Here is a 22,760-nt window from a genome sequence, read left to right as displayed (position 1 = left end):
GAGCGCCTGTCCATGTGTGCACGACGTTTATTGGTTCATAGATTCTTTTGAAGCAATACTTCTTCTGTTCTCACATAGTTTGATTTTACGTATGTCTTTATAGCCATTTCATTTCTTTGGCCTGTCAGAATCTTTACACTGGTAACACCTCGTTCTCTGAGTTCCTCCTCTATAAAAGCAATTAGCAACGTAGCCAATCCTCTTCTCCGGGCAACTTCAGCAATATACATTTCTGTGATCTCTCCCTGGAGACCACGATAACATAAAGATTTAAAATATTGAGCACAAGCAAATCCAACTGTCTGGCCGTCAATAACAGCTAGAGCAATCAACTCATTAGATAAAGCAAGGCTCTCTTTTACTTCTTCTATGGATGTACCTACTCCATTAAAAGCATCATTGAGCTTTAGAAGCTTCGCTGCATCATTTTCGTTCGCCCATCGTATATGAATGTTCTCTTCTTTCATCACGTGACCTCCAATAATAACAGTTAATAGGAATTAATGATTCGGATAGGTTTCTTTCAAGAACTTGATGGATTGGTTGATCAACGCTTGTAATACATCTAGATTGATATCTGCAACTTTATTGACGTATACACATGCTTTTCCTGTCGTATGTTTTCCAAAGTCTTTTAATAGATTCTCTCGCTCGGCATCACCTGTCGCAAAATACAAACTGATTTTTGCTTTTCGAGGAGAAAAGCCCACCAGTGGTGCATCACCTTCGTGACCAGATTCATATTTATAATGATAAGCGCCGAATCCAATAATACTCGGTCCCCACATCTTTGCTTTATACCCTGTTGTTTCAGTGAAAATATCTAATAGCTGATACGCGTCTTCACGTTTTTTGGGACTATCAACACTTTCAATAAATTCAATGACGCTGTTGTCTGTTTCTTTTGTTTTAAGTTTGTACATTGATAAAATCTCCCTTTATATCTTTCGTAGTTGTAACACGTTAAACAGACTTAATATCAGACCAACAATCAGAAACAATATCCATTGTTCGTAACTAATGATTAGAATCAGTTCCCAAAAGCTTGCCGGCCCGGAGTTTGGTTCATCACTGAAGGGATAGGCAAAAATAGCTGGTAGTACTCCAAGGGCTATAAAAACTATTCCAATGATCAAAGAAAGAAAATAAACAGCTCTCTTCAAAGTCATCACGCCCTCAAATAATCAGGAAGTCTTATCATGAAGCGTTCACTATTTCTATTAAATTGATATTGTTCATATAATTCATGTGCATCCAATGTTCCGAGTAACCCCATTAAATCTTTAAAGCGATCCGATTGTGTTATCACTTCAATTAGTTTCTTACCAAGTCCTTGGCCCCTATTTTCCTCATGAATAAAAACATCACAAAGCCAATACATTGTCGCATCATCTGTGACAACCCTTGCAAAACCAACTTGAACTTCTTCTTTATAAATCCCAAAACATATTGAAGAATGGATGGACTTCTCAATTTTTCCATCGGATCTCCTATTGGCCCAATAGCTTCTAGATAAGAAACCCTTTACCGCATGGATGTCCATAAGCTCTTTGTTGTCACTGATAAGATATTCTCCATATATAAAATCCATCAATCCAACTCCTATCAAATATTTTTGTTAAGATTTTCGTTGATTTCTACTCATGGTAATATATCATTATGCCTTCGATTTCCCTTATCATTAGTATTTCTTGATGATCTGTTGTTTTTATAATCCCCTGTTTTTCATGAGCAATTGTTACTAGCCATTCTTTATTATTTTTATAAAAGCATAGATCTTCTAGTAATTCTGGTTGTAACCATTCATATAGTCTATCGACTTTTTTTAATACGATCTGTTTCAATTCCTCGTTACAATCAAAATAAAAAACATCTGCGTAATGGCCAAATAATTGCGTCCCGGGCCAGCCCTCCTGCTTTTTAATCTCTTTAATATAAGGCTTTATTTCTTCAATAAATCTTTTTCCATCTACATTTAATTTAATTTGATCTCTTTTGACCAATATGAACTCATCACACAAGCTAAAAGCCAGAGATACCAATTGTTTATATGTTGCTCCTGTTGGTTCTTCTAGGATTTGTATCATTTAATTCTCCTTTTTTCAGATCATTATTACTTTGTGTTGATATCAATCGTATTGCCAAACTAGCTGTCCTTTCCTGACTTTGGCTGCATATATGATTTGACCAGTGTGATAGTGAATTTCTCTTACCATTGCTATCATTAGATTCAAAACCGTTGTTTCATTATTTACTTGACTGAATGTAAGAGGGGGACGATTAGTGAACGGTTGAGATAACAACAAATTTGGGTTGAAACTGAGGTGTTCGAGATATTGAATGATAATATCAAATGATTCCTTAGTCATGTTATAGGCTTCTTCTATCGACATTTTAAGCCCATGTTCAAACTCCTTATCCCTGTCTCTTGAATCAGCAATATCATAAAATATCGTTTCTATTCTTGAGTGAACACAACCTCTTATATGTGCAACCAGATTTGCAATACTATTACTTTCTTGATTTGGTGACCAGGTGATATCTTCTTCTGATAATTGTGAGATTGCTTGGAGAGTCCATTTACCTTCAGACTTAAATTTAACTAACATACTCTGAATTACTTCTAATTCAATTTCCATGAGCACACTCCAGTTTTATCGTAATCTTGTTTTAGAATTCAATATAAAATGGTTGCAAATCTGGCCTTAAACAATATTCAATTCGTTGTTTGAAGTTCTTCCAAGTCACCTTATTTAATGCTTCCTCTATTGGAAAACATCCTGTCTCCAGGCTTTCACTAGTTACTATGGGTTCTCCCCCAATCGGTCTTGCTAAAAATAATGTATTCACGATTGAACCATCTACATTCTGAAATATTCCACAAAATCGAATAATCTCTATATCAATCCCTGATTCTTATTTTGTCTCCCTGACTGCCGCATCCTGTAAGGATTCTCCTTCTTCAACTTGCCCTCCAGGCATTTCCCATCCTCTTCTAGGTCCCCGGATTAGCAAAATTTCATTGTTCTCATTCATTACAATCGCTGCCGCCGAAACGATAGCTTAGGTGGATTCATAGATATAGATAGTCCTCTCTTAGGGTTATTCGTTTACTTTATCCTTTCCATAATAAAATCCCTTGAGTTGTTCATCAAAAAATGATTTTAATTCGTTTTGTACAATGGAATACTTCGTATCTTTATTCTTTATATCTGTTCGTGTGATATATATTTGCTCAAGATCATATTGGATTGTAATATCTCTTCTTGAATGAAGTCGAAATGCTATTCCAGCACTGATGTTTGAAGGCGTTTGATGAAGTTCGATAATTGAGGATTCAGGCACAGAATTGATCCAGCCAACAATTTTGTTAATTTGTTCATTTGTCAATTTAATATCCACAAATGTAATGTTAGGTGTTTTGTGCGAGTAGACTGCTTTTGTCATTTGGGTACTTTTGATTTGATTAATAGAAATCTCCTTATTTAACTGTTCATTTTTTTGATTTAGATATTGATAAGAGAAATAAGCTACAAGAAGAAGTACTACCGTGATAATGTGCGTTTTCTGTATTTTAATAATAGTATTCCCCCATCTCATATAACGTTTTATGTACTCATCATGACGCCCCTCACGCTTGGATAGCTCTCAAATCTCTTATCTTAAGAAGCTGAGCGTATCAGGTTAGTTCTCCTAGTCTTAGAACATGTACCTGTCAAACCAGGGGGGCGAACGCCACAGTACGTATGTTTTTATCAATTCACTTTATATGTTAGTTACTTAGTTCCTTCATTTAAATATGTTATTTCATTACCGACAATTAAGTTCCTTATCCCGCCTTTATAAAAGGGCATTAATTTATCCGCCTCCTCTATATCCTTCCAAGCAATTTCGGAGATTTCATTAGGTCTTACAATTTGTTCAGTACCTCCAGTAATTTCAGCCCTGAAGACTATAAAAATTGCATGTTCATTTAAATGTTCAAATTTACATTCATTTATAGCCACGATGCCATAGACTTTAACATCAAAACCGGTCTCTTCTTTGGCTTCTCTGATAGCAGCTTGCTCTAATGATTCATCTGGTTCTACTGCTCCTCCTGGTAAAGACCAGCTCGAACGTCCTACATTTTTGACCATTAAGACTTTCGATTTTGATTCGTCTGTAATTAAAGTGTATGTTACGTTGACTCGTTTCATTGTCCCCTCTCCTTTCTGAATATGAGCTGCTTGTCTATCCCTACGAGATTTCCAATTCATATTTAACTTGCGTTTTGCTGTGCCCTTCTATGGTTTCAATCATCTCTTCTATTTCTTTAAATCCACTTTTCTCATAAAATGCTCTTCCTATATAATTCTCTTTCCCTACCCAGGCAAACAGTTGATTTATTGGCTTTAAAACTTGAGTGAATCTCCGAATGAACTCTTGACCTATTCCCATTTTGTGATATCCAGGTCGTATATAGATTCTTTGTAATTCGTGTTCTTCTTCTTTCACTTGTCTTGTTTGAGCATATCCAACGACTTTGCCATTATATTCTGCTATTAAAAAACTCCGTTTGGCACTATGAAGATCTCTCTCGACAGATCGACTTAAATTCTCATCTGAATATGCTCTACTTAGAAAATTTTGTATGTAGCCTTCGGAGTATATGCCTTTATAAGTATAATTCCATGTTTCTTGAGCTATGGATTGAATGTGTGGGATATCCTCATTTGAAACAAATCTGATTGTAATCATCTGGTTATCCTTCTTTCGTTAGCTATTAATGAACTTTATAGTCACTCTTGAGAAATGCATAAATGGCATTATCAACAAATCGATTCTTCCAATAATAATTTTCCTTCAATATGCCTTCTTCTCTGAAGCCGATTTTCTCAAGAACCTTTCTTGATCCCACATTCTCCGGTTCTACAAATGCTTCAATTCGGTTTAAGCCAAGCGTATTAAATCCATATTCAATTACCCTTTCAACAACCTCGGTCATAAAACCTTGATGCCAATATTCTGGTGTTAGTTCATATCCAATGACAGCTTTATAATGCTTCTTCATCCAGCCATGAAAGCCACATGTTCCAATTACTTTGTTTTCCGACTGCAAAGTGATTCCCCAACGAATGGCTTGTCCTGTTTCATATCTTTCATTCCATCTTTGAAATAAATCTTCTGCTTGTTTAATATTTGTAAAACTCTCCACATCATAAAACTTCGTAACTTCATCCAATGAAAAAAATTGAAATATATCTGTGGAATCATTCTCTGTTAGTTCTCTTAATACAAGTCTTTTTGTTTCTAATTCGGGAAACTGCGACATTTTAGTTCTCCTTAATGGTTTAAGTAGTTTCACTCAGCATCTCTAGGATTCAAATAAAGATAAATCCATAGAGACTAGGCATCTATCATGTCCCTATAATCAGGAAATTATATGCACTAAGTACTAACCCATATTATTACATATATGAAGTAAATCAAGCAAAAAAAAAGCAGATGGTCTCTCATCTGCCCTGAAATATGGAGAAAGCCATGCAGGTGATATAAATTTCCCACCATGCTCTTAATCTTAATTTTCCTCGACTGCCAATCTCCAGTCGTTACATCGTATGTTAGTCCCAATAGGGTATTCAAAATCACACTCACCAATATACGAAAAGCCTAGCTTGCGACAAATGGCATTCGAAGCGGGATTTTTGGTTTTAGGGAAAGCGTGAATGAATTTATGTTTCTTCTTTTCAGAACGGATGGAAGCTATGGCCTTCGCTGTTGCTTCTGTCGCTATTCCTCTACCTTGAAATTCCGATAAAACACTCCACCCTATCTCGTAAATAGATTCTTCATTCCAAGTCTGATTCCAATATCCCACACTACCTACGACTTCAAGATGCGGAAGCAAAAGGATCTTAAACATTTTCCCTGTTCCATTTTGGGCGATTTCATAATAGCGCTTATGGCGAGCTAGAATTTCCTCCTCAGTCTCTGGTCCTCCGAAGTGTACTGTCATCTCAGGCGAATTTAATTGGCGAAGCAAATCTAGATCTCCTTCGTCCCATAGTTCAATTCTTACCTCTGGCGCATTCCTTTGTTCCATCTCACTCACCTCACTGTTTTTATTTGTAACCAAATTTAGAGGAAGAGATTTACTATTCTCAGTTTAATTATATCAGAACATATATTCTTATACAGTAAAAATTTATCATTAGACTAGCATGAAATGCCTCTTCCAGACCCATTTTGCTGAATCAGGTATTCCCAGGAGCCGCAGCTTGATTATATGTTAAACGATGTCACCACTTCTTCAAATTAGCTTATCAAAAATCTATCATTGTTTAATATCTCTTCAATCACTTCATCTACCTGGTCAACAGAATATTCTTGGGTATTTAATATATGTCTGTCGTCTTTTAATACTTCTCTAAATTCATTCAATAGGATTAGGCTTCGTTCTCCCATTTGTATCGATGGATCTCTTAACTGATCTCTTCTAATAATTGTTTCATCATCGACCATAAATACTACATAAATAATCCTTACATTCATACTCTCCAGCTCACTAGCTAACCAATTAGCCTCCGATGGAAACGTCACATAATCTATAACAACATCGTAATTAAATTGAATTAGATTCTTCACTAAACTTAAAATATTTATCCACGTTAGCTTATGAGTTTCTTGACAGATCCACGGCTTGCCCCTCCCGTTTACAGGTAGATGACTAATATCATCACCAGATATATATGAACTGCGATTCAAATGTGCAACAAGTTTCCTTGAAGTAGTTGATTTTCCAACACCGGCAGGGCCAGAAATAATATAAACGGATCTTGACATGTTGTATCCTCCTTGAAATTACTGCTATAGCCTAGAGCGGGACAAGGGACAATGTTAATCGGTTCGCAGCACGAAGTCGAAATTATATAAAATGATCGACTTCATTGAAATAAATTTCAAAAATGTTTATTGTTGTTGTTTTTTCTTCATGAAGTTTTCAAGTTCTTCCCTTGTCTTTGGATGTAATATTATACTTTCAGATGTCATCATTCTTTCTGATAAATTAGTTTCTTTAACTTTACGCCCCCATTTTCTTGAGAAAGCCCGCCAGTCACATACCATTTCTATCAAATATTTCTTTGGCATTGGTAAGGCTTCTCTAGTATTTTTATTTACTATCCAATATTCCCAGTGGTGCTTATTATGATTTTGATGGTGCAGCCACGCATTCTTCCAACTCAGCTCGGAATTCTCGTCCTTCTGATTTGAATAGAATTTACGTGCATAAGGAAAAAATTCGTGAGGAGAGAATTTAGACATGTCATGGATTATCCCTTGAAGATATAATCCTTCTTGCCAACATTCGATTAGAACGTTTAATTTATGATCCAAAACATAAAGAAAATACCGCCAATATACTAGGAGTATAGTGACCATCTCCTTCGGTTTTAAAGTTTCTTACTCCATTTAGAAACGATCGGGTTGTATTCCCCATCAAAATGAAATTGATAGCTGTCGTCAATACGTATATATCCGTAAATACAATGTTCTCTATCCCTGTAAAAAACGCTGGAGAAGTTTTTATTGTCTTTGTTACCTTCTGCAACCAATAATCGGTTTCCCTCGCATGCCAAAACAATTCCAATATGATCATGCGAATTATCGGATAGAAGCTTTTCAAAAATGACAATATCACCACGCTTTGGTTTAAAACCATGATATCCATCTTGATATAAAAAATTGGTTTCAGGTAGCTGAGCCCAATCTAACCACGCGCCAGCCCCAGCTAATCGATAACTATGATTCGGGTATCGAATAGGGAGTATGATGCCAGCCTGCATACAGCAATGATAGACGAATGCAGCACACCAATTTGATTCCAGTACTTTATAAATATCCGAGTCAGGCCAGTACTTGCATATTTCCCGAAAGTTTTCATCCTCTGGAATACCCAAAATCCCTTGACCTGCAAGCGCTTCCGCAATTTCAGCCAAATTAAACCGTCTATCTTCAGTTCCTTTGTTTATCGTTCCTCTGTTACTCTTGCACTTCACCTCTACCTGTTCTACCGGAATCCCTAATTCAATAAAACCTTTTTGTAATCTATTTATCTCAATATCAGAAAAAAGATCCTCCGGATTCTGAACATACATCTGTATAAGTATGGCGTCTTTAATAATTTCTTCATATGGTCCATGGACCTGATGTTTATCGTTTTGATAAAAGATCGATCGAAGAATGACAGATAGCTCTTCGTTGGTAAAGATTTGGGTGCTACGCAAAATCGGTCTTACCGAATCCGCACTGTTAAGGCCAGGGAAGTATTTTAGGCCGGTTTTATAGAAATAAAAATCATGGAGCAACCCTGCGATCGCAGCAATTTCCGAATTTTGTTCTCTTCGTATGGCAAGTAAAGAAGCGAAGCTAGAAACCCCGAAAAGATTAACCAATGCTTCCTCTTTCTTGGAGGTATTCTCTATAGTAAGTAGCGTTTCAAGAACAAGAGTACGAACAAGTTCAACCCGTTTAAGCTTTTTCTGTGAAATCAAACTTTCGCCTCCTGTCACTATATTAGATTTAGATAGCTACTATCTAAGGTCGGCTCATGTCGTCAGAGTCAACTTCCCTGATTGTTCATTGAACGACAAGGGCATAAGCCCAATCGTAAAAATTTAATCTCAGATGATGTCATATGCTTTCTATAAAAAATACTATTCCGTTATCCATTCATTAGCTTTCAATCCATAGATTATTCTATCTAGAAACCTTCCATTGATATACTCGTAATCTCTTAGTTCACCTTCACGTTTAAACCCTAATTTCTCAGGAATGCACGGCTCTTTAAATTGTTTGTAGCTGCTCCTATCTCAATTTTATTTAATTTCAGTTCGTCAAAAGCATGATTTATTAGTACTTTAATAGATTTAGTAATTAATCCCTTACCCTCATATTCTTTACCTAGCCAATATCCGATTTCAGTTTTTTTGTTCTCTTGATCTAGATATAATTAACCAATAGAACCCACAAGTTTATCCTCACTCCATATTCCTAACCAGTAACCTTCTTCCTTGGCATATCTTATCCGTGTTCTTTCTATGAAGGTTTTTGAATCATCTGCTTCTACAGTAATACTAGGAAACTTCAACCACTCACCTATATGATCCCTATTACTGTTAATCAAATTATATAATTGTTCTGCATCTTTAATTTCCAATAGCGATAAATAAGAATGATCATCCATTTCGTATTTAAACATTGTTTCGCTCTCCTTTATTTCTATGTATTAAATTTTGCTTGTAATTTCATCTATGCTTTCTGTATTCATTCATACGACTTGTATCCCCGATGCAAAAACATAAATTATATGCTAATGCCTGCTTCCTCAAGTTTTCTAGACGGTAATATTAAGTTCTAGAACAATTGCCTATAACGTTTCAATATTCATAACGTCTGACATAGCTGAGCGTATCTACTAAAGAAACTCGACAAAATCCTTCCAGCAGACCAAGGCTCCAATGGAGCCGCTGCTTGATTATAATGTTAAACGACAGAAACTCTTCTTGAATCTACCTTCGCTAAATCTTTTCTCCAGGTACATATTCAATCAAATCAGATAACTTGCAGTTAAATGTATCGCATAGCTTGAATAAGGTTTCTAATTTAGTTGTTTCTATATTGGTTTCCCGGTATAACTTATTGATTGAATTCCTACTTAAGCCGGATTTCGCCATCAATTCTGTTATATCATCGATTCGATGTTCTGCCATGAGTTCTCTAATATTGCACTTGATTACGGTCATCTTTTCCCCTCCATAATTCCATCTTATCTCCCATATCAGCAATCATCAATGAAAAGAGAACTATTAACTCTATAAAGTTAAAAATTCACCTTGTAATTAACTCTTTGAGGTTATATATTAACTCTATAGAGTTAATTAGGAGGAGTGTCAATGGTTAATACATTAGATTCACTAGTAGAACCACTTATAAGAATGCGTCTGGAATTACTCTACACTGAACTATCAGAACATCATAACGAGTACAGTCAGCTTTCTTCAGAAACAGATCAATATTTCAGAACGCTTCGTGAAGCTTTACCCGATCAACTTCAACATACCGTCTTTCTTTACGAAGACGCTCAAATTTCTCTCCAGTCCATTCTAGAAAGAAGTATCTACATACAAGGTTTCAAAGATGCTCTCCAACTTTATTGTGAGTTACAAAACTCTAGCATTTAGAGGGTCTTCGGACCCTCTTTTTGTTTTACACTTAATTTATTAACCTTAAATGCTTAAAAATCGTATCCCCGAGGTACTTTGCCACTTAGCCTGGCAAGGTTGTCTTCCTGATCTTCATCTTCAGCCAGACCTAAAAGGGTCAGTGATGCTGCCTAGACTTTTAAATTCTCTGATTCTTATAATGCATTACAATTTGCTTTGTCCGTTTAAAACCTGACAATTCGTAAAAACCATCCAAATCCTCTGTACAAAACAAACTAATAACGTCAATATCTTTCAGTTCATCTAAAAGTCTTTTGACCATTAGTTCTCCTATTCCTTTATTTCTGTACGTACTTAGTACAACAACATCTTCTACATAAGCCCGATATATTCCGTCTGAAATAGACCTACAGAAACCAATTAATATATCATCTTTCCAAGCTCCTACTGCAACACCACTAACAAGTAGCTGTAATATTCCATTCTCATCCCGGTTAGGCCACCAACCAGCATCTTGATAAAGACCCATTAGTTCAGATTGTAGAATCGGTTTCTCTGTATGTAATTTTAACGTTACCATGAGTAACCCCCCGTAGATTCAAAGTTTTCTTGCTTTGATAACGAAGGTTACAGGAAACATCTTCGCTCTTTTTACGAGATCATTGTTTTCATCATGCAATTGGATTATTTCCTGATCGGTTTCTTCATTCACTTGTTCGATAACAAACCCTGCTTTCGCTAACGCATTTATATAGGTTGATAGTTTACGATCAGACAAAGTTAGCTCGCCTTGACAAAAATCAGGAGCGACCGAATACCAAGATTCATCAAAATAAGACTTGTTAAAAGCCAATCTATTATTTTCTTCAACAACACATTTGTGAATTGGATGAGACCAACTGAAAATAAATATACCGTCCTTTTTCAAATAAGAAGCGATCCGGCAAAAAGTACCTTCAAGATCGGTTGTCCAACCTATGGCGTAAATCGAATAAACAAAGTCAAAATAATCCACGGGGAGGTCACACTCTTCTTCCATGGGAGAACAAATCAATTTTGCTGAAAGACCGCACGTTGTCAAATGTTGCGTTGCCTTTTCAATTTGTTTTTCTTCCTTTTGTATCCCAATAGGCGCTGTTTGTTTCATAAACACTATGCTTATTCATCCTGATTACCTCCTCAATATAATTTTTTTTGTTCGTTGCTCATTAGTTTAGCTAATGCCCTTTGTAATCGATCTTACAGTCAGCACTTCTTGAGCAGCAAATATTATGTTTTTGTCGAACCATCATAAATTAATTCATTCTCCTCAAACCTTCTAATAATCGGTAAAATCTCATGATGATCTATAAAGGTTCACTTCCTAAAAATTCACTGAAATCTCGAACCTTCATCGACTTAAAGGCCAAATGGCTTGATGCCTGAACATGTTGTTATCTGCTGGATACGTTGCGAAGGGATACTAAAAGAAGCTATATAACCCGTCTTCAAAGTAGTTATACTCTTCATCAGTTATTCTTAAGTTGCCATATGCGTTAAAAAATATTTCTTTATCTCTATCATTATCGAAAGCATTATATTTTGGTCTAATTGCCAATGCTAAATCATATCTTGGATCCCCGTACGTAGCTCCTGACCAATCAATAACTCCAACTATATTGCATTCATTAACTAATACATTATCTATTGTAAAATCGCCATGAATTAAAGTGTTATCTATTGGTTTAGGTCTTACTTTTTTCAATCGTTTAAGTAGTTCTTCTGTTCCGTCTACAGCAAAGTGGGTTAGATTATATTCTGCTTTATTTAGCATCGTATCTAACCAAGAATTATCATTTTTTAATAATTCATTAGGACAAGAACATTCATGTATTTTCTTTAAACAAAGTCCAAAGTTAAAAATAGCTTTTTCTTTATCTTTGAGATCGGGCTCTTTAGATAGAAATTCTCTCAAACTTATTCCATCAATATAATCCATTAAAAGCCATCTCGATTGATTCTCGACATGATATAAATATGCTTGCGGAACTGGTAGTCCCGTATGATAAAGATATTGAAGCACCTTGTATTCTTCTGACAACCATTCATTATAGAGATCGTTTTCTGTCTTTTTGATTACGTACTTTTTATCGCACGTATCCAAAATAGCCACGATAGAAGTATGACCTTGCCTGGGAAAAGTAATTCTCTGAACTTTTCCGATTTGTTCTATTATTTCATTTGGGAGGTCCTGAATATTCATGCGTTCATCCTTTCTTACAATTCTTTCCCTTTTAGATAGCGTTCTCTACATTCACGAACCCGAAAGGCTAAAGAAAGTATCAGATGTTATGCAAATAGAAAGTATAATGAGAGTGCTGTTGAAAGCCTATTGAGTTATAAAAAGAACTATCCGAAATAACATTTGCTTTTTCAGCCCCTAAGGAGTGCCCTCTTTCAAGGCTTCTAAAACTACTGCTTTTCCAAGCCCCTTCTGCCGATACTCCGGAATTGTACATACAGGTTCAACATAAACATAGTCCGTTTTCTGACTGTACCACAAGCCACAATAAGCAACATATTCCCCATCTTCATTTTCAGCAATAATATGTAGGAATGAATTCATATTTCTTGCTGACAACATTCTTTTTTTCTTACCAATGGTGATTTCATCATCAGGCACAGGACCTTCTTGATTAAAGCCCTTCCATAGTAATTTCTGATACTTAAATAAATCATTTTTGACATCCATATTCTTTAAAATTACGCCTTCAGGAATTACATATTCAAGGCTAACATTCTCTAGTGTAAGTTCAAGTATGTTTTCAGTCAGATCATTCTCCACAAACTTCTGACTGCGCAATAAATCTAGAGTGTGAGTATCTTTGTCATTCACCGCAATCCCAACGCCATTTTCATTACCGAAAGTAGTAGTGGTATATTCTAATATATCTTCTTCTAATTCTTCAAACCCTTGTCTAGTAGCAAAAAATGCTTCACCAAAATAGTGGTCATAGGTTGCTATACCTACTAACTCGTCATTACAATACCACAAGCCAATCTTATCCATTAAATCTCGATTAAATTCAGGATGATAAAACATCCACTCCCACCTTGCCCAGTTCCAATTTATATGCCTACGGTCATCTTTTGATAATTCAATCAAAAAATCACAAACTTGTTCATAATAAGAATCATCGAAATTTCTAAAAACAATCTTCATTTCAATCCCCCATACCCTATAATATAATTTTTTTACGTCACAATAAAATACTAATGCACCTAACAAACCTTAAATAATCTATATCCCTTACTCCCATAGTTCAGTGGTAAAGATCGATTTTAACTGAAGGGATTACTCCGTTTGACAGCGTAAATGCCGGCTATTTCATCTAGCGTTCTCGTATTTACGAATCCGAGAAGGGTAAGGGGCGTTAGCGCCGGGTCGAAGACTTAGCAGGGTTGTCTGCCTTATACGACTCCTCTCGAATCGCCTCCGGTAGAAAACTCCGATAGGAAACGTAGCGTGAATATAATGATTGCGATGTAATTCTTCTTAGACACTACTTTCAGGTTTTTCTATTTGAATTAGTTAAGTATGTCTCTAAATAATGACTTAATATTTCTGTATCCTTATTAATTTCCAAATCCTCCTTATTAAAGGAGTACATATCAATTATTTTAATACTTTCTTTTAACTTCTCAAAGTTAATTATCACGATGTTATAGCCTTCATTAAATCTTACACTCGGGTATCTTATTGCATCAAAACCAGTTGCTTTAGCAATATCTGCTATAAACCTTGTGAAAATATAATGTGGTTTGTGCCAACCCTCCCCTTCCTCTGGAGAGGATAAAAGTGATGACGATTTAATAACATCGACTATGTTATTCTCAATAGTTGAATCTTTCATCAAATCTAATATTTTTATTGGTTTCTCAATAATTACAGTAGCTATCATTATTCCTTCATCAGGTAACCTCATCTCGTAAAAGCAAGTATCTGGATCTTCTGCCAAATACAGAACTTGGTAACCAGTATGGTTATATCTCCCTTCTTTAATCAAGCGTTTTGGAGGAGCTAAAAAATCATTATCGGAATAATTCTTTTCTTGCTCAAACACACGAGCACGAAACAAGTTTTTACTTAAGTACACCGGTAGAATAGTATTTGATATATTATTTATTTCACTATAAACTTGTTGTGCAAATGGGTGCTTTAATAATAAAAAGGGAGTTTCTGATGCAATTTCCGCAATTTCAAATAAGTTATTTTGAAATCCTTCAGGAACCTCAAAATTCATGTTATATGGCCAAATGTATCCATTGAGATAATTTCCGCAATTGGGACATTTAAGTTTCCGAGAATACTTATTAAATTCATTCTCGCTATAATAATCACTTACACGCGAACTAAAATAAAAAGACTTTAAAGAAATGACGTTCCTTTGAAAATCCTGATCCCTGTTATATACTCCAGGCCATTGAATAATAAATCTATCTATACATGTTTGACAGCACATTATGTCTGCAGAGAACAGAGACTCTAGTTCATCAAAGAATATATTATAAAAAATGTCTTGTTTATTCATCTATCAAATAATCCCCCCATAAATCTTGTGTAGAGAATACTTAAAATTATCTCGCATAACGTGTTCGTGTTCAGGACGTCCCACCACATTAAGTTTCCATAGGAGCCGCCCGCGATAGGGTTAGGTCGTACGGATGCGTCCTGGTAACTTCTTCTTCAACTTATCCTTCCGGGACCGAGGCGGCTTGTCCGCCGATGCGTGAACATATTATTATAAGATGATTGCCCCTTCCTCGAGTTTACTATCATGACTTGCCTTATTTGTCCGTAACCAATTAACCATAAATTCAAAAATTTTTATCGAATATCTATGAGCATTCTTACAATTTGGCATTTCACTTCTTATCTTCTTTACGTTACTCTCGATATCGACCGACTCAATAAAACAAACTAAACCTGGGCAAAAATCATTCGAAGCTTGAAAGTATCTCTTCTTATTGGCATAGAGAATATAATATTTATCAGGAAAATGTGATCGATACTTATGTAAAAATCCTTTATAGTCTACGTTCCTTGAATAATCCTGAATTTCACCAGCAAAAAAATGTGATGAATCTTTTGTTGTAACAGCATCCGGTGCAATATTTCCAAGTAAAAAAGACGTCTTATCTACAATAGATAGGGAATCTGCAATTCTATTTGCTACAATCAGATGCATTATTCTTGAACCCATACTTCTTCCTCCCTTCAATGAAAGTTTGAAGTGTTTTTGCTTTCTTAAACTGATATTTCCAATCATTATTTTTTGAATACTGATGTGATAATCATTTCTGCACATTCTTCCGGCGTATTCAAACTCGTATCGACTGAAAAGCTATAGTGAATGTGTTGGGACATTATTTTATTTTGCTCATCGGATTGATCTTCTCTTCTGTCACCACGTTCTATATTTCGCTTACGACAAAGATCTAACGGGCAGTACACCTCAACGATATCCAAAGGATATCCATCAAATATATCTTGGACTTTATCATAATGCGGCTTTAATTCCGGTCTTTCAACAAGTACCCCATCGATTAAAACATTCTTTCCATGATCCGAAAATAATTTTGCTGTATGATACATTAGAATGATGGCTTCACTTAAATACTTCCAGTAGTCTGTTTGCAAATGTTTATCACCAATCGTATTTTCAAAAAGATCATTGGCCACAACATAAAAAAAGGGTTCAGCGTAATTTTGCATCGCTTCTACGATTGAAGTTTTACCTGAACTGGTTACGCCATTCAGAAATATAATTTTCCCTTTATCCATTTTCTCATCTTCCTCTGCATGGGTTATGTTTGAGTGTCTACGACTTCTTCGAATTGCTAAATATCTAAAACTGTACCTCTTTTAATTTCAATTTTTTTATGAACTGTTCAATTAAGTTGAATATGAGGCCACTACACATACCAATTTCGTAAAAGATGATAACTTCGTGCGAAAAGAATAGATCTATTCCATGTTCAGCTCCTGTAATTGCTAACAATAGTATTGTAATTATTAACCCACCCAATAGATGCACTATTAAATCAATTAGGTTGAATTTATAAGAAACTCTTGAGGTTTTTATTATCGCTGATGCTACTACTGAAAATGGAATGCCTCCAATACCATATAACAGCATGAACATTATTATCCCCAATAAAAATGTACTTCCGAACTCATCAGGAAAGAATATCGTTGCGCAGATAAAAGACATAATAATCGTTGATAATACAGCACTTATTAATTTTATTAATAATGATGTCCTCAGTAGAATCATCCTTTATACCGCTTTTCAATCGATTTTCCATATCGAACGAGTATATGCCACATGTATTTTAATTCCTGAAGCACTTCTTCGTAGTTACCTCTGTCAGACCAGAGATCAGGATTGCGTTTCAAATCGTTGACAGCTTTCCCGATCACACTTGCGTCAATGATACCATTGCTTGCAATTCGCTTCGCTAATGATGGCATGGTTGGACCTCTAAAATCAGAGGGCACTTCTTCTACACGCATCGCAAATCCCATATGCCAAAATAGTTCAATGGAATATTTGATGCAGATTTGCTCTAAGTAATTCCCTATTTCCTTTCCTTTGAACGATGAGTCAGCTACTAAAATTTCCACATCATCTTCAAGATATATATCTCCATGAATTTGCGTTTCGATAAAATGGTTAAGATTCCGATGTGGGGCCAGTTTTGACGGATCCTCTAACGGACGTTCCAGATTGTACAATAGCTGATCTATCAATTTTTTAGGAGTAAGATCTTTTTCTCCAATAGCATAATCCCGAAAGAAAGCATCCGTAAAAAGCGCAGATAAAATATCGTCTAATTCCTCATATGTCCCCTTTTCCTTTGGAGCATCTTGAGAGCCACCGTAAGTGAACGTACAGCGATGTGAAGCATTCGGTTTTAAAAGAAAATAACAAGAGCCGAATCGTGGAGAGGGCCCATCCGGATGTAACAACAAATGAAGAGCACCATACTTTGGCCGTTCAAAGTTGGTTGCACCTTCTAACTGATATGCTCCGCCAAATAGTTTTTCCTCCCAAAGATCTCTTGCACCACCTACGTATGCAGATACGCTCCCATTGGATATGAAAGTCTCGAACTGACTTTTATAGATTCCATGCTCTAATAAAGATTGAGCTACACTTTTCATATCTAAAACCGGACGATCCGGATGAAAATGCAAAGCCACCCGTGCATGGGATTTAATCTTATGAACTGCTTCTTCAAAGGTATTCCAAGGAATATTTGAAAACTGAAAAATTTCTTTGAGTGATGCTTGAGCTTCTCTTTTTTGGGATCTCGCGCAATTACTTATATATTCAATCGCTGCGTTCTGAGATCTTGTAAGTTGGCTGTTGTTCGACACAAGAAACACCATCCTTTTCTAAAATTGAGATCTCAATTTACTCTATAATATAGTTTCTGACTAGATTTAAAATTGCAAATATTTCGTTCAGCTTTCTGATTTTCATGACGTCCTACCGATTTAAGGCTGCGTTTAAGAGCCGACCGCGATGCCGTTACTCGGTTCAGAGGTATTTGCTAAATTCGATTCACAGCCGGTTGACTTCTCGTTGACCGAGGGCCGATGATGTTAGGCGTAGTTGTTGTCTTCTTTGAAAAACTTACAAATTACCACTTTACCAACCTTTTGATATTATTAGTGATTCAATTTGTGCAGTGTGATGGCGGTTATGCCATATAAACCTTTGAAGTGCTATATCTAATGTTATTACGCCTAGAACTTGAGTTCTTAGCTTCCTCTGAAAGTCATAAGGGGATAGATTATTGAGGAGAATAATAAAGCGTTCGTGGAGTATTTCTAGCAGTCGAATTGAATTTCAAATAGGTATCTTCACCGAATTGCTTCGGGTAGACCAAGGGAGCTTGTCCCCGCAGCGTGAATACTCTGTCATGTAATGTCACAATCCTCTTTAATAAACCTTAGGAAATCTAATCATTCCACATTCTTGTTACTTCTTCTAATTCTAAGTCCTCGAATTGCATTTTATAAATATCTGGTTTCTTTAATTGATTCAAAAACTCCAAACCAAAAGCTGAATCAAAATGATTCATCATCAAAGTCATCACAAGACCATGAGTCCCGATTACTATTTTCTTTCCTCTGTGTTCCTTTAATATGGGTTTTAGAACTGAGAGTGCTCTTTTCTGACAATCAGCATTGGACTCTCCACCCGGCAAGGTATAATCATAATCATTAAAACTCTCTCTGATACTAGACATTAACTCTGCATTTTCAATATTATAAGATGCAAAATTTCGTTCTCTAAGATCTTCAAATACTTTAATATCTAACTTTAAGTGCTCGGCCAATCCTTCAACACTCAGAATTGCTCGAGTATAAGGACTTGATATAATCATGTCTATTCCTTCACCTATAAGTAACTTCGTTACTTTTTCAATATCGATCTTTCCTTTTGGGGTAAGCCCTCTTGTTCTTTCATTTCCTTCGTTATATGGTGATTCTCCATGCCTAACCATATAGATAATTGTCTTCATACAAGCCTCCTTTAGATGCTTTCATTAAATATCACTCTATGATTTCATATAAAGTTGATATATTAGGGACGTCCATTCGCCTTAGATAGCTCTTAGGGGAATAGCTATCTGCCTGATTACTCTTCTCGAATATACTTTCTGGTAGTTTAAGGGCCGTATAGACCTCAGTTCGAATATAGTGTTAGTTGATTTTACCGTCTTCTTCCGTTACTTACCATTGATTATTCTTAGAGCTGCAAGAGCTCTCCTTCTTACATATTCAACATAGTCCTCACTATATTTCTTAATTAATTCTATTACTTTAGTTTTCTGGTCTTTAACCTGTATTAAATAGTGTGCGAATTGCCACCTAGCATCATTATCAGAATACCTAAGAGCCTCTTCTGCAAGGAACAAAAAACTTGATGATCTTTCACTTAGTTTATCTATTATCGTTTCGCATTCATTGTCTCTTGCAATTAAATATAATAAGTTATTTAGAGTTTTGACCATATCCAAAAGTCGTCTACTATCTCGTCAATTTTTGTGTAAATATCTTTAGATGAGTCATGTTTTAAAAGATATAGGTTTTCCATCTTTGATTTCCCTCTCTGACCTGCTTTACGGTAATTTCACCTAATGTTCCTGTATTCACGACGCGAGCCGGCCTTAGATAGCTCCTATCTTAGGCCGGCTCGTGTGTCGTCCGATTATCTACCATGATTATACATCGGGACGACCAAGGGGCGTAAACCCACGCAGCTTGGATATTATGTTATCTGAAGGATCAGCCTTCATCGAATCATCTCGTACCCGTGATTGCTATTATTTGTTGAATAACTTCCGCTGTATTATTTGGGTCCTTAATGATAAATATATAATTTGCTTCATTTTCACTAGGTTGTATTTCTGACAAATTTTCTTGTCTCTCCAATACTTCCAAAAAGCTTGAAGCACTTCTAAATATAGCTTTGCTTCTTTGAGTGCGTATAACACGATCTTTCAGTAAATCATTGGGTAAATCAAAATAAACAATAATACTTTTAAATTCTTTGTTATGAAAATATCGGAGAACTTTTTCTCTTCCTGATTTATTCAAATTAGAGTTACTTAAGATAATGTGGAAATTGCTTTGCTCCATAGCATAGTTAACAATTGCGTCAGTTACAGAGAATTTTAAAGTGTTCGGGCCTTCTATAGGGCGAAGTTTCTTGTAATGCTCATTAATAAATTCAGCATGATTATCTTGATCAATTACAATGGCTTGTTGTAATACGGATTCTAATTCTTTGGCAAAGGTGGTTTTGCCACTATGAGTTTTACCAACCGTCATGACTACCAAGCGGTCCATAAGATTCTCTCCTATTTCTATTATGGTTTTTACCGATCTTTCACTTAACGTTCTCGTATCCACGACGCCCCACCACCTTAAGACCCGAAGGGACGGCCGCGATGCGGTTAGGTGGTGCGGGTGTGTCCGGTTGAATCTACTTCCCTGCTGCTGAAATGCCTCATCGAATCCTCTTCTAACTCCGGTCGGAACAAGGGCCTAGTGGCCCTAAGCATAAATATAGTGTTATGTGATGCTTCCGTATTCATTGAATAACTCTCAAAATCCTATTCCTATATCTATACAGTCATTACCACTCTTCAAGTTCTGAAAGTAATACACCTTTTTTGGTAAGTTTAAGACTATTATTGCTTGTAAAACCTTCAATACTCTGAATTTGCTTATTGATAAATGAGAATTCAAATATCTTTGTAAAATCTCCATTCAAAGTAAAATGAACTTTACTTTCTTCTGGAATAAATATAAGTGAAAATTGGGTTGGATAATCCCCACTTTGCTGAGCAGTATCCTTAAGCAAGTTAAGGCCTGTTGCAATATTAAATGTTTCTTTGTTATTTGTAATGGCTTCATAGGCCTTTATATATCTATCTTTTCCTGGTCCTTCAACATTCTTATATTCATTATCGAAATTATCCGATACAGGAAAATTAGTTAGTACCATGAAGTCCCTATCGGAAGAGTTAATATCAATGTTCTTTCTTCCAGGCTCAACAATATATGTCTTCCGATTTCTCCCGGCTATCAAACTGTGGACACTATGACTCGGGACATTAACAATTACGTTATTGGTTAAATATTCACTTAATTGAGATAACTCGATCCGTCCTGAAAGAATTTCATCAAACAATTTCATAATATGTACGCAATTCTTTCCACGTCTATATTTGCCTTCTTCAATTGGATCGACCATTAATAAGTTCATGAATGTACCACTACTATTCAAACCGAATGCTGGATAAAATTGTCCATCATCATTCTGAAGAACTAATAGTTGATCTTCACCAATCAAAACAATTTTGATTGGTCTTCGAGAAATGTCAAAGTTCATACCAATAAATGTCTTGTCTAAATGAACAGCGAAACTAGTACACATTGAGGTAATCTCCTTTATTGTTTTTTCTTTTTTCCGCCATTCCAAAGTTTCAAATAACGTTTCTGTATTCGCGAGGTCCATTCCCCTTAGAGAGCTCTTATCTTAGGGAAATGGACCTCGCGAACAACTAACAAAATTACTTATTGCCTTCGTTAAAATATGTTATTTCATGTCCATCTATTAGTCTTCTTAATCCATCTTTATAGTAAGGCATCAATTGTTCAGCCTTCTCTATATCAATCCAAGCTATTTCAGAAATTTCATTAGGTCTAACTATTTCTTCATTCCCACCGATTACCTCACCTTTAAATGTTATAAATATTACATGTTCTTCTTTTTTCGGAAATTTACATTCATTTACTGCCACTATTCCATGAACTTTAATATCTAGTCCAGTTTCTTCTTTAGCTTCCCTTATTGCTGCTTGCTCTAATGCTTCTTCTCTTTCAACAGCCCCGCCTGGAAGTGACCATCGGTCACTAGAATCATCTACATTCCTTACCATTAATATTTTGGAATTGGTTGGGTCAGTAATTAAGGAATAAGCTACATCGACTCTGATCATTATGTTTGACTTCCCTTCTGATTTAGATCTGAATATCTTTCACATAACGCTCTTGTATTCACGAAACGACCCAGCCTTAGATAGCTCTTCTCTTAAGCTGGGTCGTTTGTTGTCTGAGTATCCTTCCATGATTATACATCTGATAACCGAGATTGTAGCCCCGCAACATGAATACATTGTTATGTGCCGTTACTGTCTTCGAAGCATCACCTAGAAACCTTTGATCAAGCTTCCCACTCTATTTTTTACTTTGGTATAAAAACTCAACTTCACTATCTAGCAAATATCGATATTCAAATAATTGCATTGTTCTTTCCCTAATTCTCTCCCGTATAACCGTGCCTAGGCTTACCGATCCTTTTGATCCAAGGTAACCATTATTAATAAATGTCTTCTCTACAAATTTTGTTTCCCTTAAGTGATACTGTAACCATTCTTTCTGCGATTTGATTAGTGCTTCTCTTGGTTCTCTATCCAACTTAGAAAGAAGCTTTTTATATATTTGATTCAACTCTTTATCCCAAATTTCTGTATATTTGCTTTCCAACGCTCCCCATCCCATTGTTGTAATAATCTCTTTGGAATTTTGAAATTCATTAAATTCTACTTCATAATCATGATCTATAGGATTTCGAAGCATTTCATCATAAAATTCTCCTTTTAAATCGTAGTTCCCAATTCTCATGGATAACACTTCATTGTTAGAAGGCTCTGATCGACCTTCAGTTATTTCTTTCGATTCTGTTCCATTACCTTTACTCTCTACATCAGGAGGCAGTTCAGAATTCATTATTGATTTAGTTTCGCTATTCAAAGTAGTCGATTGACTAATATTTTGACAAGATGAAAACATTATCGTAATAAAAAATAAGAAGAGTATCTTACCTTTCATAAATTATCTCCTTAAATATTATCTTTAATATTTACCGGTAATGGCGCATAACGTTGTTGTATTCACGAACCCGAGAGGCTTAAGGTCCGCTAAGACCG

32 protein-coding genes and 2 pseudogenes are annotated in these 22,760 nt (G+C 35.7%); 1 reads left to right on the top strand and 33 read right to left on the bottom strand.

What is annotated here, in order from left to right; genetic code table 11:
- Positions 1–35: 35 nt before the first annotated feature.
- From ACDJ58_RS10730 to ACDJ58_RS10650, 17 genes and pseudogenes are all read right to left on the bottom strand, one after another.
- Positions 36–467: a GNAT family N-acetyltransferase gene (locus tag ACDJ58_RS10730; RefSeq protein ID WP_413377723.1), complete on the bottom strand. Its 432-nt coding sequence runs from the start codon at positions 465–467 to the stop codon at positions 36–38.
- Positions 468–500: 33 nt separating this feature from the next.
- Positions 501–923, bottom strand: a complete 423-nt coding sequence (locus ACDJ58_RS10725; protein WP_413377721.1) for a DUF1801 domain-containing protein — start codon at positions 921–923, stop codon at positions 501–503.
- A 245-nt stretch (positions 924–1,168) separates the two neighbouring features.
- Positions 1,169–1,591, bottom strand: a complete 423-nt coding sequence (locus ACDJ58_RS10720; RefSeq protein ID WP_413377719.1) for a GNAT family N-acetyltransferase — start codon at positions 1,589–1,591, stop codon at positions 1,169–1,171.
- A gap of 46 nt (positions 1,592–1,637) precedes the next feature.
- Entirely contained in the window at positions 1,638–2,087 is a 450-nt protein-coding gene (locus tag ACDJ58_RS10715; RefSeq protein WP_413377717.1) for a hypothetical protein, read from the bottom strand.
- 42 nt (positions 2,088–2,129) lie between these two features.
- A complete protein-coding gene (locus ACDJ58_RS10710) occupies positions 2,130–2,639 on the bottom strand; it encodes a DUF1572 family protein (protein WP_413377715.1) in 510 nt (169 codons plus the stop codon).
- Between the two features lie 31 nt (positions 2,640–2,670).
- A pseudogene (locus tag ACDJ58_RS10705) lies at positions 2,671–3,036 on the bottom strand (NUDIX hydrolase).
- Between the two features lie 66 nt (positions 3,037–3,102).
- Positions 3,103–3,600: a hypothetical protein gene (locus tag ACDJ58_RS10700; protein ID WP_413377713.1), complete on the bottom strand. Its 498-nt coding sequence runs from the start codon at positions 3,598–3,600 to the stop codon at positions 3,103–3,105.
- A gap of 176 nt (positions 3,601–3,776) precedes the next feature.
- A complete protein-coding gene (locus tag ACDJ58_RS10695) occupies positions 3,777–4,199 on the bottom strand; it encodes an NUDIX hydrolase (protein WP_413377711.1) in 423 nt (140 codons plus the stop codon).
- 40 nt (positions 4,200–4,239) lie between these two features.
- On the bottom strand, positions 4,240–4,740 hold the full coding sequence (locus ACDJ58_RS10690) for a GNAT family N-acetyltransferase (RefSeq protein WP_413377709.1): 501 nt from the start codon (positions 4,738–4,740) through the stop codon (positions 4,240–4,242).
- Between the two features lie 25 nt (positions 4,741–4,765).
- The gene (locus ACDJ58_RS10685) at positions 4,766–5,314 is read right to left on the bottom strand and encodes a GNAT family N-acetyltransferase (RefSeq protein ID WP_413377707.1); all 549 of its coding nucleotides are present in this window, start codon (positions 5,312–5,314) and stop codon (positions 4,766–4,768) included.
- A 246-nt stretch (positions 5,315–5,560) separates the two neighbouring features.
- Positions 5,561–6,085: a GNAT family N-acetyltransferase gene (locus ACDJ58_RS10680; protein ID WP_413377705.1), complete on the bottom strand. Its 525-nt coding sequence runs from the start codon at positions 6,083–6,085 to the stop codon at positions 5,561–5,563.
- 212 nt (positions 6,086–6,297) lie between these two features.
- On the bottom strand, positions 6,298–6,825 hold the full coding sequence (locus tag ACDJ58_RS10675) for an AAA family ATPase (RefSeq protein WP_413377703.1): 528 nt from the start codon (positions 6,823–6,825) through the stop codon (positions 6,298–6,300).
- Positions 6,826–6,951: 126 nt separating this feature from the next.
- Entirely contained in the window at positions 6,952–7,422 is a 471-nt protein-coding gene (locus tag ACDJ58_RS10670) for a DUF5662 family protein (protein ID WP_413377701.1), read from the bottom strand.
- 11 nt (positions 7,423–7,433) lie between these two features.
- On the bottom strand, positions 7,434–8,534 hold the full coding sequence (locus tag ACDJ58_RS10665; RefSeq protein WP_413377699.1) for a CHAP domain-containing protein: 1,101 nt from the start codon (positions 8,532–8,534) through the stop codon (positions 7,434–7,436).
- 266 nt (positions 8,535–8,800) lie between these two features.
- Positions 8,801–8,959: a GNAT family N-acetyltransferase gene (locus ACDJ58_RS10660; protein ID WP_413379593.1), complete on the bottom strand. Its 159-nt coding sequence runs from the start codon at positions 8,957–8,959 to the stop codon at positions 8,801–8,803.
- Between the two features lie 33 nt (positions 8,960–8,992).
- Entirely contained in the window at positions 8,993–9,241 is a 249-nt protein-coding gene (locus tag ACDJ58_RS10655) for a hypothetical protein (RefSeq protein WP_413377697.1), read from the bottom strand.
- 319 nt (positions 9,242–9,560) lie between these two features.
- The gene (locus ACDJ58_RS10650; RefSeq protein ID WP_413377695.1) at positions 9,561–9,785 is read right to left on the bottom strand and encodes a helix-turn-helix domain-containing protein; all 225 of its coding nucleotides are present in this window, start codon (positions 9,783–9,785) and stop codon (positions 9,561–9,563) included.
- Between the two features lie 150 nt (positions 9,786–9,935).
- On the opposite strand from ACDJ58_RS10650, the gene ACDJ58_RS10645 reads away from it, so the two are divergent.
- Positions 9,936–10,223: a DUF6809 family protein gene (locus ACDJ58_RS10645; RefSeq protein WP_413377693.1), complete on the top strand. Its 288-nt coding sequence runs from the start codon at positions 9,936–9,938 to the stop codon at positions 10,221–10,223.
- Positions 10,224–10,383: 160 nt separating this feature from the next.
- Here ACDJ58_RS10645 and ACDJ58_RS10640 read toward each other — a convergent pair whose 3' ends face one another.
- The 16 genes and pseudogenes from ACDJ58_RS10640 to ACDJ58_RS10565 form a co-directional block, all read right to left on the bottom strand.
- Positions 10,384–10,785 carry a GNAT family N-acetyltransferase gene (locus tag ACDJ58_RS10640; RefSeq protein WP_413377691.1) on the bottom strand — a complete coding sequence of 134 codons (402 nt, stop codon included), beginning with the start codon at positions 10,783–10,785 and terminating at the stop codon, positions 10,384–10,386.
- Between the two features lie 18 nt (positions 10,786–10,803).
- Positions 10,804–11,331 (bottom strand): annotated as a pseudogene (locus ACDJ58_RS10635) (class I SAM-dependent methyltransferase); the annotation flags it as partial.
- Positions 11,332–11,667: 336 nt separating this feature from the next.
- Positions 11,668–12,447: a phosphotransferase family protein gene (locus ACDJ58_RS10630; protein WP_413377689.1), complete on the bottom strand. Its 780-nt coding sequence runs from the start codon at positions 12,445–12,447 to the stop codon at positions 11,668–11,670.
- Between the two features lie 177 nt (positions 12,448–12,624).
- Positions 12,625–13,407 carry a GNAT family N-acetyltransferase gene (locus tag ACDJ58_RS10625; RefSeq protein WP_413377687.1) on the bottom strand — a complete coding sequence of 261 codons (783 nt, stop codon included), beginning with the start codon at positions 13,405–13,407 and terminating at the stop codon, positions 12,625–12,627.
- Between the two features lie 346 nt (positions 13,408–13,753).
- Positions 13,754–14,776, bottom strand: coding sequence for an RES family NAD+ phosphorylase (locus ACDJ58_RS10620; RefSeq protein WP_413377685.1), 1,023 nt, complete (start codon positions 14,774–14,776; stop codon positions 13,754–13,756).
- Positions 14,777–14,986: 210 nt separating this feature from the next.
- The gene (locus ACDJ58_RS10615) at positions 14,987–15,448 is read right to left on the bottom strand and encodes a hypothetical protein (protein WP_413377683.1); all 462 of its coding nucleotides are present in this window, start codon (positions 15,446–15,448) and stop codon (positions 14,987–14,989) included.
- A gap of 65 nt (positions 15,449–15,513) precedes the next feature.
- A complete protein-coding gene (locus tag ACDJ58_RS10610; RefSeq protein WP_413377681.1) occupies positions 15,514–16,029 on the bottom strand; it encodes a phosphotransferase-like protein in 516 nt (171 codons plus the stop codon).
- Positions 16,030–16,093: 64 nt separating this feature from the next.
- Complete coding sequence (locus tag ACDJ58_RS10605; protein ID WP_413377679.1) at positions 16,094–16,522, bottom strand: hypothetical protein; 429 nt, start codon at positions 16,520–16,522, stop codon at positions 16,094–16,096.
- Positions 16,519–17,628 (bottom strand): DUF3626 domain-containing protein, encoded by a 1,110-nt coding sequence (locus ACDJ58_RS10600; protein ID WP_413377677.1) that lies wholly within the window; start codon positions 17,626–17,628, stop codon positions 16,519–16,521. The genes ACDJ58_RS10605 and ACDJ58_RS10600 overlap by 4 nt, the downstream gene beginning before the upstream one ends.
- Positions 17,629–17,902: 274 nt before the next feature.
- Positions 17,903–18,082 carry a DinB family protein gene (locus ACDJ58_RS10595; protein ID WP_413379591.1) on the bottom strand — a complete coding sequence of 60 codons (180 nt, stop codon included), beginning with the start codon at positions 18,080–18,082 and terminating at the stop codon, positions 17,903–17,905.
- Positions 18,083–18,215: 133 nt separating this feature from the next.
- Positions 18,216–18,782, bottom strand: a complete 567-nt coding sequence (locus tag ACDJ58_RS10590; RefSeq protein WP_413377675.1) for a histidine phosphatase family protein — start codon at positions 18,780–18,782, stop codon at positions 18,216–18,218.
- Positions 18,783–18,989: 207 nt separating this feature from the next.
- Positions 18,990–19,280, bottom strand: coding sequence for a hypothetical protein (locus ACDJ58_RS10585; RefSeq protein ID WP_413377673.1), 291 nt, complete (start codon positions 19,278–19,280; stop codon positions 18,990–18,992).
- A gap of 283 nt (positions 19,281–19,563) precedes the next feature.
- Positions 19,564–20,112, bottom strand: coding sequence for an ATP-binding protein (locus tag ACDJ58_RS10580; protein ID WP_413379589.1), 549 nt, complete (start codon positions 20,110–20,112; stop codon positions 19,564–19,566).
- A 289-nt stretch (positions 20,113–20,401) separates the two neighbouring features.
- Positions 20,402–21,205: a hypothetical protein gene (locus tag ACDJ58_RS10575; RefSeq protein WP_413377671.1), complete on the bottom strand. Its 804-nt coding sequence runs from the start codon at positions 21,203–21,205 to the stop codon at positions 20,402–20,404.
- 136 nt (positions 21,206–21,341) lie between these two features.
- Positions 21,342–21,770, bottom strand: a complete 429-nt coding sequence (locus tag ACDJ58_RS10570; RefSeq protein WP_064638994.1) for an NUDIX hydrolase — start codon at positions 21,768–21,770, stop codon at positions 21,342–21,344.
- 238 nt (positions 21,771–22,008) lie between these two features.
- Positions 22,009–22,662 (bottom strand): lysozyme inhibitor LprI family protein, encoded by a 654-nt coding sequence (locus ACDJ58_RS10565; RefSeq protein WP_413377669.1) that lies wholly within the window; start codon positions 22,660–22,662, stop codon positions 22,009–22,011.
- Positions 22,663–22,760: the final 98 nt, after the last annotated feature.

Source organism: Paenibacillus taichungensis (assembly GCF_047302525.1).
Classification (GTDB): Bacteria; Bacillota; Bacilli; order Paenibacillales; family Paenibacillaceae; genus Paenibacillus; species Paenibacillus taichungensis_B.
Note: the sequence above shows the minus strand (reverse complement) of the source record. Positions and strands in the feature narration are given on the sequence as shown.

Bases quoted from the DNA above. Each gene is read 5' to 3' on its own strand.
- ACDJ58_RS10730 (WP_413377723.1), bottom strand. From the start codon at position 467: ATGAAAGAAGAGAACATTCATATACGATGGGCGAACGAAAATGATGCA.
- ACDJ58_RS10725 (WP_413377721.1), bottom strand. From the start codon at position 923: ATGTACAAACTTAAAACAAAAGAAACAGACAACAGCGTCATTGAATTT.
- ACDJ58_RS10720 (WP_413377719.1), bottom strand. From the start codon at position 1,591: ATGGATTTTATATATGGAGAATATCTTATCAGTGACAACAAAGAGCTT.
- ACDJ58_RS10715 (WP_413377717.1), bottom strand. From the start codon at position 2,087: ATGATACAAATCCTAGAAGAACCAACAGGAGCAACATATAAACAATTG.
- ACDJ58_RS10710 (WP_413377715.1), bottom strand. From the start codon at position 2,639: ATGGAAATTGAATTAGAAGTAATTCAGAGTATGTTAGTTAAATTTAAG.
- ACDJ58_RS10700 (WP_413377713.1), bottom strand. From the start codon at position 3,600: ATGAGATGGGGGAATACTATTATTAAAATACAGAAAACGCACATTATC.
- ACDJ58_RS10695 (WP_413377711.1), bottom strand. From the start codon at position 4,199: ATGAAACGAGTCAACGTAACATACACTTTAATTACAGACGAATCAAAA.
- ACDJ58_RS10690 (WP_413377709.1), bottom strand. From the start codon at position 4,740: ATGATTACAATCAGATTTGTTTCAAATGAGGATATCCCACACATTCAA.
- ACDJ58_RS10685 (WP_413377707.1), bottom strand. From the start codon at position 5,314: ATGTCGCAGTTTCCCGAATTAGAAACAAAAAGACTTGTATTAAGAGAA.
- ACDJ58_RS10680 (WP_413377705.1), bottom strand. From the start codon at position 6,085: ATGGAACAAAGGAATGCGCCAGAGGTAAGAATTGAACTATGGGACGAA.
- ACDJ58_RS10675 (WP_413377703.1), bottom strand. From the start codon at position 6,825: ATGTCAAGATCCGTTTATATTATTTCTGGCCCTGCCGGTGTTGGAAAA.
- ACDJ58_RS10670 (WP_413377701.1), bottom strand. From the start codon at position 7,422: ATGGTCACTATACTCCTAGTATATTGGCGGTATTTTCTTTATGTTTTG.
- ACDJ58_RS10655 (WP_413377697.1), bottom strand. From the start codon at position 9,241: ATGTTTAAATACGAAATGGATGATCATTCTTATTTATCGCTATTGGAA.
- ACDJ58_RS10650 (WP_413377695.1), bottom strand. From the start codon at position 9,785: ATGACCGTAATCAAGTGCAATATTAGAGAACTCATGGCAGAACATCGA.
- ACDJ58_RS10645 (WP_413377693.1), top strand. From the start codon at position 9,936: ATGGTTAATACATTAGATTCACTAGTAGAACCACTTATAAGAATGCGT.
- ACDJ58_RS10640 (WP_413377691.1), bottom strand. From the start codon at position 10,785: ATGGTAACGTTAAAATTACATACAGAGAAACCGATTCTACAATCTGAA.
- ACDJ58_RS10630 (WP_413377689.1), bottom strand. From the start codon at position 12,447: ATGAATATTCAGGACCTCCCAAATGAAATAATAGAACAAATCGGAAAA.
- ACDJ58_RS10625 (WP_413377687.1), bottom strand. From the start codon at position 13,407: ATGAAGATTGTTTTTAGAAATTTCGATGATTCTTATTATGAACAAGTT.
- ACDJ58_RS10620 (WP_413377685.1), bottom strand. From the start codon at position 14,776: ATGAATAAACAAGACATTTTTTATAATATATTCTTTGATGAACTAGAG.
- ACDJ58_RS10615 (WP_413377683.1), bottom strand. From the start codon at position 15,448: ATGGGTTCAAGAATAATGCATCTGATTGTAGCAAATAGAATTGCAGAT.
- ACDJ58_RS10610 (WP_413377681.1), bottom strand. From the start codon at position 16,029: ATGGATAAAGGGAAAATTATATTTCTGAATGGCGTAACCAGTTCAGGT.
- ACDJ58_RS10605 (WP_413377679.1), bottom strand. From the start codon at position 16,522: ATGATTCTACTGAGGACATCATTATTAATAAAATTAATAAGTGCTGTA.
- ACDJ58_RS10590 (WP_413377675.1), bottom strand. From the start codon at position 18,782: ATGAAGACAATTATCTATATGGTTAGGCATGGAGAATCACCATATAAC.
- ACDJ58_RS10580 (WP_413379589.1), bottom strand. From the start codon at position 20,112: ATGGACCGCTTGGTAGTCATGACGGTTGGTAAAACTCATAGTGGCAAA.
- ACDJ58_RS10575 (WP_413377671.1), bottom strand. From the start codon at position 21,205: ATGTGTACTAGTTTCGCTGTTCATTTAGACAAGACATTTATTGGTATG.
- ACDJ58_RS10570 (WP_064638994.1), bottom strand. From the start codon at position 21,770: ATGATCAGAGTCGATGTAGCTTATTCCTTAATTACTGACCCAACCAAT.
- ACDJ58_RS10565 (WP_413377669.1), bottom strand. From the start codon at position 22,662: ATGAAAGGTAAGATACTCTTCTTATTTTTTATTACGATAATGTTTTCA.